General features: G+C 57.3%; 16 protein-coding genes. 10 read left to right on the top strand and 6 right to left on the bottom strand.

The genetic code is table 11. From position 1 onward, the window contains the following. The first annotated feature begins 255 nt into the window (after positions 1-255). The 5 genes from osmY (at position 256) to clcB (ending at position 5,101) form a co-directional block, all read left to right on the top strand. A complete protein-coding gene (osmY, locus tag ACOTZC_RS03665; protein ID WP_045356906.1) occupies positions 256-966 on the top strand; it encodes an osmoprotectant ABC transporter permease OsmY in 711 nt (236 codons plus the stop codon). A gap of 18 nt (positions 967-984) precedes the next feature. Next, positions 985-1,884: an osmoprotectant ABC transporter substrate-binding protein OsmX gene (gene osmX, locus ACOTZC_RS03660; protein ID WP_023327329.1), complete on the top strand. Its 900-nt coding sequence runs from the start codon at positions 985-987 to the stop codon at positions 1,882-1,884. Between the two features lie 8 nt (positions 1,885-1,892). Continuing rightward, positions 1,893-2,540 (top strand): osmoprotectant ABC transporter permease OsmW, encoded by a 648-nt coding sequence (gene osmW / locus ACOTZC_RS03655; RefSeq protein ID WP_023311514.1) that lies wholly within the window; start codon positions 1,893-1,895, stop codon positions 2,538-2,540. Beyond that, complete coding sequence (gene osmV, locus ACOTZC_RS03650) at positions 2,540-3,688, top strand: osmoprotectant ABC transporter ATP-binding protein OsmV (RefSeq protein ID WP_045401236.1); 1,149 nt, start codon at positions 2,540-2,542, stop codon at positions 3,686-3,688. Before osmW ends, osmV begins: the two co-directional genes overlap by 1 nt. A gap of 102 nt (positions 3,689-3,790) precedes the next feature. Continuing rightward, positions 3,791-5,101 carry a voltage-gated ClC-type chloride channel ClcB gene (clcB, locus tag ACOTZC_RS03645; protein ID WP_045401238.1) on the top strand — a complete coding sequence of 437 codons (1,311 nt, stop codon included), beginning with the start codon at positions 3,791-3,793 and terminating at the stop codon, positions 5,099-5,101. On the opposite strand, the gene bioD is transcribed toward clcB, so the two are convergent. The 3 genes from bioD to ACOTZC_RS03630 all read right to left on the bottom strand — a co-directional run bounded on the left by bioD (position 5,036) and on the right by ACOTZC_RS03630 (position 8,109). Next, complete coding sequence (gene bioD / locus ACOTZC_RS03640; RefSeq protein WP_045401241.1) at positions 5,036-5,731, bottom strand: dethiobiotin synthase; 696 nt, start codon at positions 5,729-5,731, stop codon at positions 5,036-5,038. The two genes, clcB and bioD, sit on opposite strands and share 66 nt — an antisense overlap. Positions 5,732-5,861: 130 nt before the next feature. After that, a complete protein-coding gene (gene mlc, locus ACOTZC_RS03635; RefSeq protein ID WP_163353744.1) occupies positions 5,862-7,082 on the bottom strand; it encodes a sugar metabolism global transcriptional regulator Mlc in 1,221 nt (406 codons plus the stop codon). Positions 7,083-7,176: 94 nt separating this feature from the next. Beyond that, a complete protein-coding gene (locus tag ACOTZC_RS03630) occupies positions 7,177-8,109 on the bottom strand; it encodes a LysR family transcriptional regulator (protein WP_023311509.1) in 933 nt (310 codons plus the stop codon). Positions 8,110-8,230: 121 nt separating this feature from the next. Between ACOTZC_RS03630 and ACOTZC_RS03625 the strand changes: the two genes are divergently transcribed. From ACOTZC_RS03625 to ACOTZC_RS03605, 5 genes are all read left to right on the top strand, one after another. Further along, the gene (locus ACOTZC_RS03625) at positions 8,231-9,484 is read left to right on the top strand and encodes an MFS transporter (protein WP_023311508.1); all 1,254 of its coding nucleotides are present in this window, start codon (positions 8,231-8,233) and stop codon (positions 9,482-9,484) included. 74 nt (positions 9,485-9,558) lie between these two features. Next, complete coding sequence (locus tag ACOTZC_RS03620) at positions 9,559-11,043, top strand: carboxypeptidase M32 (RefSeq protein WP_045401253.1); 1,485 nt, start codon at positions 9,559-9,561, stop codon at positions 11,041-11,043. Between the two features lie 171 nt (positions 11,044-11,214). Beyond that, complete coding sequence (locus ACOTZC_RS03615) at positions 11,215-11,739, top strand: thioredoxin fold domain-containing protein (RefSeq protein ID WP_226855153.1); 525 nt, start codon at positions 11,215-11,217, stop codon at positions 11,737-11,739. A gap of 174 nt (positions 11,740-11,913) precedes the next feature. Beyond that, complete coding sequence (gene asr, locus ACOTZC_RS03610) at positions 11,914-12,378, top strand: acid resistance repetitive basic protein Asr (protein WP_421635592.1); 465 nt, start codon at positions 11,914-11,916, stop codon at positions 12,376-12,378. A 280-nt stretch (positions 12,379-12,658) separates the two neighbouring features. Further along, positions 12,659-13,480 (top strand): trypsin-like serine peptidase, encoded by an 822-nt coding sequence (locus ACOTZC_RS03605; protein ID WP_045401259.1) that lies wholly within the window; start codon positions 12,659-12,661, stop codon positions 13,478-13,480. A 38-nt stretch (positions 13,481-13,518) separates the two neighbouring features. On the opposite strand, the gene mdtI is transcribed toward ACOTZC_RS03605, so the two are convergent. The 3 genes from mdtI to ACOTZC_RS03590 form a co-directional block, all read right to left on the bottom strand. Next, positions 13,519-13,848 carry a multidrug/spermidine efflux SMR transporter subunit MdtI gene (mdtI, locus tag ACOTZC_RS03600; protein ID WP_024909144.1) on the bottom strand — a complete coding sequence of 110 codons (330 nt, stop codon included), beginning with the start codon at positions 13,846-13,848 and terminating at the stop codon, positions 13,519-13,521. After that, positions 13,835-14,197 (bottom strand): multidrug/spermidine efflux SMR transporter subunit MdtJ, encoded by a 363-nt coding sequence (gene mdtJ, locus ACOTZC_RS03595; protein WP_023311502.1) that lies wholly within the window; start codon positions 14,195-14,197, stop codon positions 13,835-13,837. Before mdtJ ends, mdtI begins: the two co-directional genes overlap by 14 nt. 118 nt (positions 14,198-14,315) lie before the next feature. After that, positions 14,316-14,486 (bottom strand): hypothetical protein, encoded by a 171-nt coding sequence (locus tag ACOTZC_RS03590; RefSeq protein ID WP_085930315.1) that lies wholly within the window; start codon positions 14,484-14,486, stop codon positions 14,316-14,318. Positions 14,487-14,568 lie beyond the last annotated feature (82 nt).

The raw sequence follows: 14,568 nt of genomic DNA, 5'->3' as shown, positions 1-14,568 counted from the left end.
GTATGAGCCCTTTAGATGTGACACCGTCACATCTAAAGATTCGCTTTAGGACTATTCTGCCTGACCCTCAATCAGCCCTTATGCCATCAGGCCTAACACAATGTTGTCACTGTTTTCATAGGGTTACTGATTTTACCCCTTCGCTGGAACCCTTCCCAAACGCTTGCTATAGGTGAAATACCCCTGCCGAAACATGGCATAACAACAGGCAACCGATGGTTGCTATAACGCATGCGCACAGGGAGACACACCGCAATGCATCCATTACTCAAACGTTCGCTGCTGTTTGTCGGCGCCATTATCGTGGTTCTCGCCCTCCTCGTCTGGGGCATTGGGCTGGAAACGATCAGGGCGCGCCAGGTTGACCTGGTTTATCTCGGGCAACAGCACATGATTCTGGTTTTCTCATCGATGTTTTTTGCCCTGCTGGTGGGTATTCCAGCCGGTATTCTGCTGAGCCGCCCGGCCGCGCGGGGTATCGCCGAATATGTGATGCAAATCTTCAACGTCGGCAATACGCTGCCGCCGCTGGCCGTTCTGGCGCTGGCGATGGTGGTGATTGGCATTGGCGATACGCCCGCCATCATCGCCCTGTTCCTCGCCTCGCTGCTGCCGATCGTGCGCAATACCTACGCCGGGCTGTGCTCGGTCCCGCCGTCGCTGCTGGAAGCGGCAAACGGCATCGGGATGACCAAATGGCAGCGTCTGCGCCAGGTAGAGCTGCCTGCCGCCTGGCCGGTCATGCTCTCGGGGATCCGCATCGCCACCGCCATTAACGTCGGTACCGCACCGCTGGCGTTCCTGATTGGCGCCAGCAGCTACGGCGAGCTGATTTTCCCCGGCATTTACCTGAACGATTTCCCGACCCTGATCCTCGGCGCGGCGGCTACCGCCCTGTTCGCACTGATCCTCGATACCCTGCTGGCGGCGCTGGGTCGCGCGATGAGTCCCCATCTCGCTCGATAACAATAACAAGGAGCTTTTATGAGACTGTTTTCCGGCCTGACGGCGCTATGTGCCGCGGCGCTGTTCACCAGCCAGGCGATGGCGGCCCCGCTGATTCTGGCGACCAAGAGCTTTACCGAGCAGCACATTCTCTCGGCGATGACCGTGCAGTACCTGCAGAAAAAAGGTTTCCAGGTCCAGCCGCAAACCAATATCGCCACGGTGATTTCCCGCAACGCGATGATCAACAAGCAGATTGACATGACCTGGGAGTACACCGGCACGTCATTAATCATCTTTAACCACATCAACAAGCGCATGTCGCCGCAGGAGTCTTACGAGACGGTGAAACGTCTGGACGCGAAGCACGGTCTGGTCTGGCTCAAGCCCGCCGACATGAACAACACCTATGCGTTCGCCATGCAGCGCAAGCGCGCCGAGGCGGAACATATCAACACCATGTCGGAGATGGTGGCGAAGATTGAGCAGATCCGTAAAACCAACCCGGACAAAAACTGGCTGCTGGGCTTAGACCTGGAGTTTGCCGGGCGCAGCGACGGCATGAAGCCGCTTCAGGCCGCCTATAAGATGGACCTGGACCGCCCGCAAATCCGTCAAATGGACCCCGGTCTGGTCTATAACGCGGTGCGCGACGGCTTCGTCGACGCCGGTCTGATTTACACCACCGACGGGCGCGTGAAAGGCTTCGACCTCAAGGTGCTGGAAGACGATAAAGGCTTCTTCCCGAGCTACGCGGTGACGCCGGTGGTGCGTAAGGACACGCTGGAGGCCAACCCCGGGCTGGAAGAGGCGCTCAACACCCTCTCGGCGCAGCTCAACAACGACGTTATCACCGAGCTGAACAAGAAGGTGGATATCGACCATCAGTCACCGCAGCAGGTCGCCCGCGATTTCCTGCGTAGCAAACAGCTGCTGTAGGAGGCGCTATGGAGACGATTCACTACATTCTGGACAACTGGGATTACCTCTTAACCCTCACCCTTCAGCACCTGTGGCTGGTGGCGCTGGCCGTAGGTTTAGCCATCATCATCGGCGTACCGCTGGGCATTCTGATTGTCCGCCACAGGTGGCTGGCGACGCCGGTGCTGGGGATAGCCACTATCGTGCTGACCATTCCGTCCATCGCCCTGTTTGGGCTGATGATCCCCCTGTTTTCGCTGATCGGTCAGGGAATTGGCGCCCTGCCCGCGATTACGGCGGTGTTTCTCTACTCGCTGCTGCCGATTGTGCGTAACACCCATACGGCGCTCGACAGCCTGCCGCCGGGCCTGCGTGAAGCCGGACGCGGTATCGGCATGACCTTCTGGCAGCGGCTGCGCTGGGTTGAGATCCCGATGGCGCTGCCGGTGATTTTCGGCGGCATCCGCACCGCCGTGGTGATGAACATCGGCGTGATGGCGATTGCCGCGGTGATTGGCGCGGGCGGCCTGGGCCTGCTGCTGCTCAACGGCATCGGCGGAAGCGATATTCGCATGTTGATTGCGGGCGCGCTGATGATTTGTCTTTTAGCAATTGTGCTTGACTGGCTGCTGCATCGTCTGCAGGTGGTTCTGACTCCGAAGGGGATTCGATAATGATAAAACTGGAAAACCTCACCAAACAATTTTCACAGAAGCACGGCCAGACCTTTAAGGCCGTCGACAACGTTAACCTGACCGTACCCGAAGGGGAAATGTGCGTTCTGCTCGGCCCGTCCGGCTGCGGGAAGACCACCACCCTGAAGATGATTAACCGCCTCATTACCCCAAGCAGCGGAACGATCCTGATCAACGGCGAGGACACCAGCGGGATGGACACCGTCACCCTGCGCCGCAACATTGGCTACGTGATCCAGCAGATTGGCCTGTTCCCGAACATGACCATCGAAGAGAACATCACCGTCGTGCCGCGCATGCTGGGCTGGGATAAAGCGCGCTGCAAAACCCGCGCCGAAGAGCTGATGGATATGGTGGCGATGGATCCGCATAAGTTCCTGAATCGCTACCCGCGCGAGATGTCCGGCGGCCAGCAGCAGCGTATCGGCGTGATCCGCGCCCTGGCGGCTGATCCTCCGGTACTGCTGATGGATGAACCCTTCGGCGCGGTGGACCCGATCAACCGCGAGGTGATCCAGAACCAGTTCCTGGAGATGCAGCGCAAGCTGAAAAAAACCGTCATGCTGGTGAGCCACGATATCGACGAGGCCCTGAAGCTCGGCGACCGTATTGCGGTGTTCCGTCAGGGGAAAATCGTGCAGTGCGCAAGCCCGGATGAACTGCTGGCGAAACCGGCGAATGAGTTTGTCGGCTCGTTTGTCGGCCAGGACCGGACGCTGAAGCGTCTGCTGCTGGTATCGGCGGGCGACGTCACCGACCAGCAGCCGACCATTACGGTGCGGGGCTCTACTCCGCTTCCCGAAGCCTTTGCGACCATGGATGATAACGACATTCGTGCCGTGACGGTGGTCGACGAGCACGGCAAACCCCTGGGCTTTGTGAAGCGTCGCGAAGCGCGTAACGCGAGCGGTACCTGCGCCGACATCCTGCATCCGTTCCGCATGACCGGCAAAGCGGAAGACAACCTGCGCGTGGTGCTTTCACGTCTGTATGAGAGTAATACCAGCTGGATGCCGATCGTGGATGAGGACGGTCGTTACAACGGCGAGATTTCGCAGGACTATATTGCCGAGTACCTGAGCTCCGGACGCACGCGCCGGGCGCTGAATATTCATAGCGACACCTAACCCTTCTGGCCGGGCATCGCCCGGCCTTTTCGCACGCAGACCTTTTGCTAACCCTGCGATTTCCCGCCACAATATCGTATCGTCCCCGTAAAAACGCACCCCATGCAACGTCTTCATACCTACCCCGACATCCGCGCGATGTTTCGCCGACTGCTGATTGCCACCGTCACCGGCGTGCTGGCCGCGCTGGCCGTTGCGGTATTCCGCCACAGCATGTACCTGCTGGAGTGGCTGCTTCTCAGCAACGACAGCGGCAGCCTGGTGAATGCCGCCGCGTCGCTCTCGCCCTGGCGGCGCGCATTGACGCCAGCGCTGGGCGGGCTGGCCGCCGGACTGCTGCTATGGGGATGGCAGCGTCTGACCGCGCAGCGGCCTCATGCCCCTACCGATTACATGGAGGCGCTGGAGACCGGAGACGGCCAGTTTGACTACGGCGCCAGCCTTGTGAAATCCCTTGCCTCGCTGCTGGTCGTTGCCAGCGGAAGCGCCATCGGGCGTGAAGGGGCGATGATCCTGCTTGCCGCCCTCGCCGCCTCCCTATTCGCCCGGCGCTTTACGCCCAAATCCGAGTGGAAATTATGGATTGCCTGCGGCGCCGCCGCCGGGATGGCCAGCGCCTATCACGCCCCCCTTGCCGGAAGCCTGTTCATCGCGGAAATTCTGTTTGGCACGCTGATGCTGGCCTCGCTCGGCCCCGTGGTGATTGCGGCGGTGGTGGCGCTGCTTACGACGCAGCTCCTGGCTCCGGGCGCGGGTACGCTCTACGCGGTCCATCTGAGCGGCATCCTTACCGCGGCCGATTATGCTCTTCTCGTCGCGATGGGGCTGGTGGCGGGCCTCTGCGGACCGCTGCTGATGTGGCTGATGGACTTCAGCCACGGGCTTTTCCTGCGCCTCAAGCTTTCGCCGCCGTGGCAGCTGGCGCTGGGCGGTGCGATCGTCGGGCTGCTGTCTCTCCTCACGCCGAAGGTGTGGGGGAATGGCTACAGCGTGGTTCAGGCTTTTCTGCTCGCTCCGCCGCTGCTGACGGTCATTGCCGGGGTGTTCATCTGTAAGCTGCTGGCAGTGCTGGCGAGCAGCGGATCGGGCGCGCCCGGAGGGGTGTTTACACCTACGCTGTTTGTCGGGATGGCAACAGGGATGCTGTTTGCGCAGCTGTTCGCGCTGTGGCTACCGGGTTCTGAGACGGCGATTCTGCTGGGGCTGGCGGGGATGGCAACTCTACTTGCCGCGACCACGCATGCGCCCATTATGTCGGCGCTGATGGTCTGTGAAATGACCGGGCAATATCTTTTACTGCCCGGCCTGCTGGTCGCCTGCGTGGTCGCGTCCGTGCTGTCGCGGACGTTACGCCACGACTCGGTCTACGGTCAACACGCCACCGAGGGCAGAGAGATCGATGTACTGCGCTAGCTCGCGCTGCTCGGCGCGCGGCAGATAAGGCAGTTCACCCACCAGCGGTCCGGGCAGTTTTTTGCTCAGCACGTCGATAATCTCCGCGTAGTGCGCCAGGCCCGGGTTGATGCGGTTTGCCACCCAGCCAATCAGCGGCAGGCCGTCATTGGCAATCGCCTGGGCCGTCAGCAGCGCGTGGTTGATGCACCCTTCCTGGATACCCACCACCATCACCACCGGAAGCTGCTCCTGCACGACCCATTCAGAAAGCGGGCGCAGGTCGTTCATCAGGCTGCGCCAGCCGCCCGTCCCTTCCACCACCACGTGATCAACCTTCTCGCTCAGGTTCGCCAGTCCGTCGGACAACAGGGGATAATTAATCAGACCGCTGTGCGCTACGCTGCTCTCCTCTTCGCTTAAGGCAATGGGATTGACCGCGTGATAAGGCAGTTCCAGCGACGAGACGCTTTGCAGCACCAGGGCGTCTTTATTACGCAATCCCTCTGGCGTCTCTTTACTGCCTTTTGCGACCGGTTTGTACCCTGCCACGCTTTTACCGCTTGCTGCCAGCGCCTGCAGCAATGCGCGGGATACGACGGTCTTGCCGACAGAGGTATCTGTACCAGTAACAAAGAAACGCTTAAGCATGACTCACTCCACCTCTTGGGTATGCTTCGAAAATATAAACCAGGTAAATAATTCAGTGGAGTAAGTCTACGGGATGCATGCGCTACCCGGCTTGAGATAGCGCAATTTTTCTTACATCAGCGGAAAAGAGTTAACCCTGTAACAGGCGGATCAACAGCGAGCCGTTATACATGGCATCTTTGACCAGCGCCGCGCCGGCCATGGTTCCCTGGTTGGAAAACTGGGTACTTTCTACCGCGATATTTTTGCTGTACGCGGGAAGCGACTGCTGCTGAATACAGGCCGTAATCGCCGGAAAAAGGATCTCCGCCGCCTGGCTGAGCGGCGAGCCAATCAGGATTTTCTGCGGGTTGAAGAGGTTCACCATAATGGCCAGAATGCGGCCAACGTTATTACCCACGCCGGTAATAATGTCCTTCGCCAGCAGATCGCCCTGGCGCGCGGCGGCGCAGAGGGAATCCACCGTTAAGGGTTGTCCGTGCAGCGAGGAGCTCATGGACTGGCTGAGCCTGACCTGCGCCAGCTCAAGCACGCTTTCCACGCTGGCAATGGTCTCCAGACAGCCGTGGTTCCCGCAGTAGCAGCGCTTGCCGTACGGATCGACCTGGGTGTGGCCAATTTCCACCAGGCTACTGCTCCCGGCGTGGAGAAGACGTCCGTCGGTAATCACGCCCGCCCCAACGTTATGGTCGATGACCACCTGAATCACATCCCGCGCGCCGCGCGACGCGCCAAACAGCGCCTCCGCCATCGTCCAGGCGCTGATGTCATGCTGAATATAGACCGGCACGCCGGTATGATTTTTCAGCACCTCACCCAGCGGCATCTCTTTAACATCGTCGTAAAAAGGCATGCGGTGAACAATACCATTTTCGGTATCAATAATTCCCGGCATGGTGATGGCAATCGCCGTTAAGCGTTCAAGCCGCTGCTGATGGCGGATAAAGAAGTGATCGATATGCGAGACAATCGCGTCGAGGAGAGGTTCCTCCGCGTTGAGCGGCAGTTCAAGCCGGTCTTCCACCACCAGCTTGCTGCTCAGGTCGCGCAGCGCAAGGAAGATCTCCCCCCGGCTGATGCGCAGTGACAGGTAGTGCCAGGCTTCCGTTTCAACCACCAGCCCGACTGCCGGACGGCCACGGCTGCCCGGTTCCTGAATTTCCGTCTCCTGAACCAGGTGCGCTTCCAGCATCTCACGGACAATCTTGGTGATACTGGCAGGTGCCAGTTGTGCCAGGCGCGAAAGATCGATACGCGAAACCGGACCAAGCTGATCAATCAGGCGATACACCGCGCCAGCGTTGGTCTGCTTAATCTGATCGATATGCCCTGGCTGACTATCAGCAACCACCTCGTACTCCCTTATTTTCGAGCTTCGAAATAAACTGTTTGCTATGGTGAAGCACTTCCATGGCCGTCGTCAAATATTTACTTAGCCATGTGATTTACCGCACATTTTTACCCTCTTTTCCGTGAAAATGCCGCCCGGCAGAGGCGCTCATTAGCTGCTGTTTGAAGCGCTGTGCGGCATGGCTCTGTTCACGATGTTTTGACCACACCAGCCACATTTCGGAAACGGCATCCTCTTCGGCAATGGTCACCCAGCGCATTTCACGCAGCTGCACCCGCTTAAAGGAGGCCGGAAGAATAGACACGCCCAGACCGGCCGCGACCAGGCCGATAATGGTCATCGCTTCCCCTACCTCCTGGGTGATGACCGGGGCAAGATCGTAGCGGCGCATCAGCCCCAGGATATCGTCATACAGGCCCGTCCCGACCTGCGGGTCAAAAAAGACAAACGGCTCTTTTGCCAGCTCTGCCAGCGAGACCGCCGGACGCGACGCCAGCGGGTGATCGTGCGGGATCATGGCCATCAGCGGCTCGCGCAGGATCACCTCCCACGCCAGCGAGTCCGGCAGCTGGGTGTTACGCATCAGCCCCAGATCCAGCGAACCCTCATTCAGCGGCGCAATCTGCTCGCGGGTATTGATTTCGCGCGTCTGAATATGAACATCCGGAAAGTGGCGACGGAATGACGAAAGGGTCTCCGAGACGGCGCTGATGAACGGCGCGGACGAGGTAAACCCGATTCGCAGCTCTCCGGCTTCTCCGAGATAGAGCCGTTCTGCACGGGCGGCGGCGTCATCGACCATGCTCAGAATTTGTCGGCTGTCGATCAGGAACTGCTTACCCGCCGCCGTCAGGCTCACGCTGCGGTTGGTGCGGGCCAGAAGGCGCGCCCCGACCTGCTGTTCCAGGATCTGAATCTGCTGGCTTAACGGTGGCTGAGAGATATTCAGCCGTGCCGCCGCGCGGCCAAAATGCAGCTCCTCGGCAACGGCGACAAAGTAGCGAAGATGACGCAGCTCGATATTCATATTTTTAAAGTATCATTTGAGATTATTAATATATTAGACAGAATATTTACATTTTCCTACCCTGAACATGTGGTCATACCCGTCACCAGAAATCACGGGGATGTTTAAGCAAGGAAACAGTGTGAGCCGTACAACGACTATTGATATCGATCCGGCAAGAGATATCAATGATTTACCCGCAGCACCGCAGCCGGTCCAGTTCATTAAACGTGGTACCCCCCAATTTATGCGCGTCACGCTGGCGCTCTTTTCCGCCGGTCTGGCGACCTTCGCCCTGCTCTATTGCGTTCAGCCGATCCTGCCCGTTCTCTCTCATGAGTTTGGCGTATCGCCTGCCAGCAGCAGCGTTTCACTCTCTATTTCTACCGGCATGCTGGCGATTGGGCTGCTCTTTACCGGGCCGCTGTCCGACGCCATTGGCCGTAAACCGGTGATGGTGACCGCGCTGATGCTGGCGTCGGTCTGTACGTTACTCTCGACCATGATGACCAGCTGGCACGGCATTCTGGTAATGCGCGCGCTGATTGGGCTCTCGCTCAGCGGCGTGGCGGCGGTCGGGATGACCTACCTCAGCGAGGAGATCCACCCGAGCTTTGTTGCTTTCTCTATGGGGCTTTACATCAGCGGGAACTCGATTGGCGGAATGAGCGGCCGCCTGCTGAGCGGGGTGTTTACGGACTTCTTTAACTGGCGTATTGCGCTGGCGGTAATCGGATGTTTTGCGCTGGCATCGGCCCTGATGTTCTGGAAAATTCTGCCGGAATCGCGTCATTTCCGGCCGACATCGCTACGCCCGAAAACGCTGTTTATCAACTTCCGCCTGCACTGGCGCGACAAAGGTTTGCCGCGCCTGTTTCTGATGGGATTCCTGCTGATGGGCGCCTTCGTCACGCTGTTTAACTATATTGGCTACCGCCTGATGCTCTCGCCGTGGCATCTGAATCAGGCCGTTGTCGGTTTGCTTTCTGTGGCCTATCTCACCGGCACCTGGAGCTCGCCAAAAGCCGGGGCGATGACCGCACGCTATGGACGCGGGCCGGTACTGCTGGTATTCACGGGCGTGATGTTACTCGGCCTGCTGCTGACGCTATTATCCTCGCTGTGGTTCATCTTTGCCGGGATGCTGCTCTTCTCCGCCGGGTTCTTCGCCGCCCACTCGGTCGCCAGCAGCTGGATTGGCCCGCGCGCGCGTCGCGCCAAAGGACAGGCATCATCGCTGTATCTGTTTAGCTATTACCTGGGTTCCAGCATCGCCGGGACCCTCGGCGGCGTGTTCTGGCATTACTACGGCTGGAACGGCGTGGGCGGGTTTATCGCGCTGATGCTGTGCGCGGCGCTGCTGGTGGGCACCAGTTTGCATAAACGTCTGCATTAACATTCCAGCGCCTTCGTGTTTAAATCAAGCCGATGCTAATTTTTGTCATCGGCTGATTCAGACACGAGGACTTCATGAAAAACAATAACTACCAACAACTCACCCGCACCTTCCAGCGTCTCTCCCGCTTCTCTCACCTCTCCTCCATCGCCAGCTGGGACATGTTCACCATGATGCCGCCGGGCGGCAGCGCCGCGCGCGGCGAGGCGCTGGCGGAGATGAGCGTCCTGCAACATCAGATCCTGACCGATAAAAAAGTCGGCGACCTGTTAGCGGCGGCGGCAGGTGACGATCTGAATGATGTCGAACAGGCCAACCTGCGCGAAATGACGCGCCACTACCAGCAGGCCACTCTGCTGCCGGAATCGCTGGTGGAAGCCAAATCCCTGGCGGGCAGCAAGTGTGAACACGCCTGGCGTACCCAGCGTCCCGCTAACGACTGGCAGGGTTTTTCCGCCAACCTGAAAGAGGTGGTAAAACTCAGCCGCGAAGAGGCTCGCCTGCGGTCTGAAGCCAAAGGCTGTACGCCTTACGACGCGCTGCTGGACATTTTTGAACCCGACATGACCAGCGCGCGTCTGGACGTTCTGTTCGGCGATATGAAGTCCTGGCTACCGGACCTGCTGGCAAACGTGGTGGAAAAACAGGCTCAACGGTCGTTTATTCCCCCGCAGGGCCCCTTCCCGACGGCCACACAGCGTGAGCTGGGCCTGGAAGCCATGAAGATGCTTGGCTTCGATTTTAACGGCGGTCGCCTGGACGTGAGCGCGCACCCGTTCTGCGGTGGCGTCCCGGAAGACGTGCGCATCACCACGCGCTATGACGAAGATGAGCTGCTCAGCGCGCTGTTTGGCGTGATCCACGAAACCGGACACGCCCGCTACGAACAAAACCTGCCGCGCGCGTGGGCAGGACAGCCGATTGCCCTGGCGCGCTCAACCGCGATCCATGAGTCACAGAGCCTGTTCTTTGAAATGCAGCTGGGGCGCAGTGAAGCCTTCCTCAGGCATCTCCTCCCTGCGGTACACGCCCGCTTTGGCAGCCAGGCGGCGTTTAGCGAAGAGAATTTTATTGCCTGGAACCAGCGCGTCAAACCTGGCTATATCCGCGTCGATGCGGACGAAGTGAGCTACCCGGCACACGTGGTGTTGCGCTATGAGATTGAGCGCGCGCTGATCAACGGCGAGATAGAGGTGGACGATATTCCCGCCCTGTGGGATGAGAAAATGCAGGCCTGGCTCGGATTATCCACCAAAGACAACTACCGCAACGGCTGTATGCAGGATATCCACTGGACCGACGGCGGTTTTGGTTACTTCCCGTCATACACGCTTGGCGCTATGTACGCCGCGCAGCTGTTCCATGCCGCCAGAACCGCACTGCCGGGTCTGCAGGCCTCCATCGCCGAAGGTGATTTTTCCGCACTCTTTGAGTGGCTGCGTCAGAACATCTGGCAGCACGGCAGCCGCTTCAGCACGTCGCAATTAATCACCCAGGCGACGGGCGAAGATCTGAATATCCGTTACTTCCGGGAACATCTGACCTCCCGTTATCTTTAATCCCTCTGCCGGAGCCTGCTCCGGCACTCTTCTCACCCTTTTCAATAAGAATATGATTTAGCACATGTTGTCATGATTGCGTCGGGTGTATGAATGCGTGTCCTTCCGACACAATTAGACTGCCATCAGGTCAGGATTAAAAAAATAAAGGGATGAATGATGAAAGGCATAATGAAAACGATGTTAGCCATTCTGTGTGCGACCAGTTTAAGTACTTTCGCAGCCACGGATAATACCCCGCAAGACGCGTTTAACGATATTACCCGCTCTCTTGCAGACCTCCAGCCCATCACGTTTCAGGCTCCTGCTGAAAAATATAAGCTGCTGGTGTTTATTGATAACCAGTGCATTTACTGCAGCAACGTAGTGAAAAACGTTAAGCAATATACGGATGCCGGTTTGACGATGTCGTTTCTGACCGTTGCGCCCAACGCCATTCGCGACTCGGTAATTGAAGATATGGGGCGCGTCTGGTGTTCAACCGATAAGGTCAAAAGCCTGCAACAAGCGATGGCGGGATTTTTACCGGATAACGACACCACCACAGCCTGCTCCGATCTGATCGCGCGGCAATCTGCCCTGGCAGAACGTTTGGGCATTAGCATCACCCCGGTAATGGTGGTGATCGAGCCTGAATCACGGACGATTATAGGCAGTCAGTCTCCGGCGGCTATTCTGGCCACACTGAACAAATAACAGAGGCCCGTACGAGCAGCGGCGTTTGGCCTGTTCGTACACTTTCCTCCCCTCTGTACATTCCGTTACACGCCGATACCAATCACTCACGGAAACCTCGAATTTACAGGGATATAGTTATTTCAACGGCCCCGCAGTGGGGTTAAATGAAAAACCAAATTCGAGGGTATGAGAATGAATAAAGTATTAGCTCTGGTTGTTGCCGCTGCTATGGGTCTGTCTTCTGCTGCATTTGCTGCTGACACTACCGCAACTGCTGCACCGGCTGCCGCGCCTGCTGCAACCACCACCGCTGCGCCAGCAAAAGCGGTTCACCATAAGAAACATCACAAAGCTGCAGCGAAAAAAGAAGCCGCTGCACCAGCAACCGCAGCACCAACCGAGCAGAAAGCTCAGGCTGCCAAAAAGCACCACAAAAAAACCGCTAAACCGGCTGTAGAGCAGAAAGCTCAGGCTGCTAAAAAGCACCATAAAAAAGCGACCAAACCGGCTGTAGAACAGAAAGCGCAGGCCGCTAAGAAGCACCACAAAAAAGCAACCAAACCAGCTGTAGAACAGAAAGCTCAGGCTGCTAAAAAGCATCACAAAAAAGCAGTAAAACACGAAGCTGCTAAACCAGCTGCACAGCCAGCTGCGTAAGAGTACAAGCTTAACCGTGCCCTTCGGGGCACGTTGGTAAACCGGCGCTGAACCGGAACAGGTTCCGCGCCGTTTTTTTATTTCCGGAGGGCGTATGCTGCGACGCTATCGGTTTGAGCTGATTCTGATCCTGCTTATTTTATGCGCGCTCATCGCCAGCCATTTTTATCTTTCCTGATTGTAGCACGCTGATTTTACTCCCACTTTAGCGCTGTCCCGTCTATAGTATTTTCATAGGGTTCACTTTTAATAATCATAATTACCCCCACCAGAGTGTGATATGCGTAAATCTGTTGTGTTGTTACTGGGAACGTTTGGTCTTTTTTCTGGATTCTCACATGCGGATGATGGCGGTGATGACACCATTAGCGCGAAAGAGCTAAAGACGCTTTTTTTCGGTCATGACGATCGTACGCGCGTCGCCGATCCCACCCAGGCACCCTGGGATGCTATAGGCCAGCTGGAAACCGCCAGCGGTAACTTATGTACTGCGACGCTGATCACCCCGCAGCTTGCCCTGACGGCAGGCCACTGCCTGTTAACGCCGCCAAACGGCAAGCCGGATAAAGCCGTTGCCTTGCGGTTTGTGTCGCAAAAAGGGACCTGGCGCTATGAAATCCACGGCATTGAGGGAAGGGTTGATCCTTCTCTCGGCAAACGCCTGAAGCCAGATGGCGACGGCTGGATAGTGCCACCTGCGGCCGCCTCGTGGGATTATGGCCTGATCGTTTTACGCTACCCACCTTCGGGCATTACGCCGCTGCCGTTATTTGACGGCGACAAGGCCGCCCTCACCGCCGCGCTGAAAGCCGCCGACCGAAAGGTGACGCAGTCAGGCTATCCTGTCGATCACCTGGATACGCTTTATACGCACACCGACTGTATTGTGACGGGCTGGGCGCAAACCAGTGTACTCTCGCATCAGTGCGATACGTTGCCGGGTGACAGTGGTTCACCGCTGATGCTGAAAACCGACAAGGGCTGGCAGTTGATTGGTGTCCAGAGCTCTGCCCCGGCGGCAAAAGACCGGTGGCGCGCCGACAACCGCGCCTTGTCCGTTACCGGTTTCCGCGACCAGCTGGAGGCGCTGGCTACACAGTAAGCCAGCGCGGAGGCCTGAAACTAAGGATCGCAACGTTATCAGGCGAGTTTTATCATGATCATGCCGGCAAGCAGCAAGATGAGCCCCATCCAGCCCTTGTTGTTTAAACGCTGGCCGAAGAGCACCCAGCCTGCGGCCAGCGTGGCGGCGATACCAAAACCGCCCCACAGCGCATAGGCCACCGACAGATCGATCCCTTTTACCGCCTGGGACAGGGCGCTGAATGCCCCCAGAACCGCGGCAATCGACATCAGGCCGTACAGTTTACGGCGAAAACCATCCGAGAATTTCAGCAGAACGTTCGCCAGGATTTCCAGCACGATGGCGAGCCCCAGCCAGGCCGCATGAACCCACTCAAACTGTTGCATGGTTCTGCTCCTTCTGCTGTTTGCCAGGCTTACGGGTACCCGATTTAATCAGCACAATACCCGCGACCAGCGTCGTTAATCCGGCGACCTTCATTGTTGTTAATGTTTCGTCAAATATCAGCACGCTGAACAGCGTAATCAACAAAATACCGATCCCTTCCCACAGTGCATACGCGACGCCCAGCGCAATTTTTTTCACCGCAAACGAGAGGAAAATATAAGAAAGCGAAATCATCACCAGCATCAAAATAAAACCGGTGTTGCCATCGCTGACGCTTGCCCATTTCATAGACAGCGTGCCGGTAATTTCAGCGACGATAGCCAGCGCTAATAGGATCCAGTAAAACATGTTTTTCTCCTGCTTGAGAATATAATCCATTGTGGCCCGCTGCGTGCAGCAAACCAAAAAAAAACGAATTGAAATCAGTTAGCTAAGCGCTTAGCGCCAGCTCAGGCAGAAGAAATGACTATAGTGCGGTGCGCCAGTGTTGCTCACCAGAAAGCAGGCAGAAGGAGGTGGAGTAGACAGCGGTATTGTTTGAAGAGTACGTCCTGAACATATTGTCCATAAAATTACAATTATCCGCGTTGTTGCTTCTCGTCTTTGCGGATGAAAATTGTCCTCGGTAGTTAAACACACCAGATTTGTACCATAAGCCAGGATTTTACTCAAAGTCTTTGCAATTCTTTACCCATACCGTTTGATTTTGGTTAGTTTAT

This window comes from Enterobacter cloacae complex sp. SHL009, from assembly GCF_049237205.1.
Classification (GTDB): domain Bacteria; phylum Pseudomonadota; class Gammaproteobacteria; order Enterobacterales; family Enterobacteriaceae; genus Enterobacter; species Enterobacter cloacae_M.
This window is presented reverse-complemented; position numbering and strand designations above follow the sequence as displayed.

Coding starts and splice junctions, on each gene's coding strand:
- asr (WP_421635592.1), top strand. CDS start 11,914: ATGAATAAAGTATTAGCTCTGGTTGTTGCCGCTGCTATGGGTCTGTCT.
- osmV (WP_045401236.1), top strand. CDS start 2,540: ATGATAAAACTGGAAAACCTCACCAAACAATTTTCACAGAAGCACGGC.
- osmY (WP_045356906.1), top strand. CDS start 256: ATGCATCCATTACTCAAACGTTCGCTGCTGTTTGTCGGCGCCATTATC.
- bioD (WP_045401241.1), bottom strand. CDS start 5,731: ATGCTTAAGCGTTTCTTTGTTACTGGTACAGATACCTCTGTCGGCAAG.
- mdtI (WP_024909144.1), bottom strand. CDS start 13,848: ATGCAACAGTTTGAGTGGGTTCATGCGGCCTGGCTGGGGCTCGCCATC.
- ACOTZC_RS03630 (WP_023311509.1), bottom strand. CDS start 8,109: ATGAATATCGAGCTGCGTCATCTTCGCTACTTTGTCGCCGTTGCCGAG.
- osmX (WP_023327329.1), top strand. CDS start 985: ATGAGACTGTTTTCCGGCCTGACGGCGCTATGTGCCGCGGCGCTGTTC.
- mdtJ (WP_023311502.1), bottom strand. CDS start 14,197: ATGTTTTACTGGATCCTATTAGCGCTGGCTATCGTCGCTGAAATTACC.
- ACOTZC_RS03615 (WP_226855153.1), top strand. CDS start 11,215: ATGAAAACGATGTTAGCCATTCTGTGTGCGACCAGTTTAAGTACTTTC.
- ACOTZC_RS03620 (WP_045401253.1), top strand. CDS start 9,559: ATGAAAAACAATAACTACCAACAACTCACCCGCACCTTCCAGCGTCTC.
- ACOTZC_RS03605 (WP_045401259.1), top strand. CDS start 12,659: ATGCGTAAATCTGTTGTGTTGTTACTGGGAACGTTTGGTCTTTTTTCT.
- osmW (WP_023311514.1), top strand. CDS start 1,893: ATGGAGACGATTCACTACATTCTGGACAACTGGGATTACCTCTTAACC.
- clcB (WP_045401238.1), top strand. CDS start 3,791: ATGCAACGTCTTCATACCTACCCCGACATCCGCGCGATGTTTCGCCGA.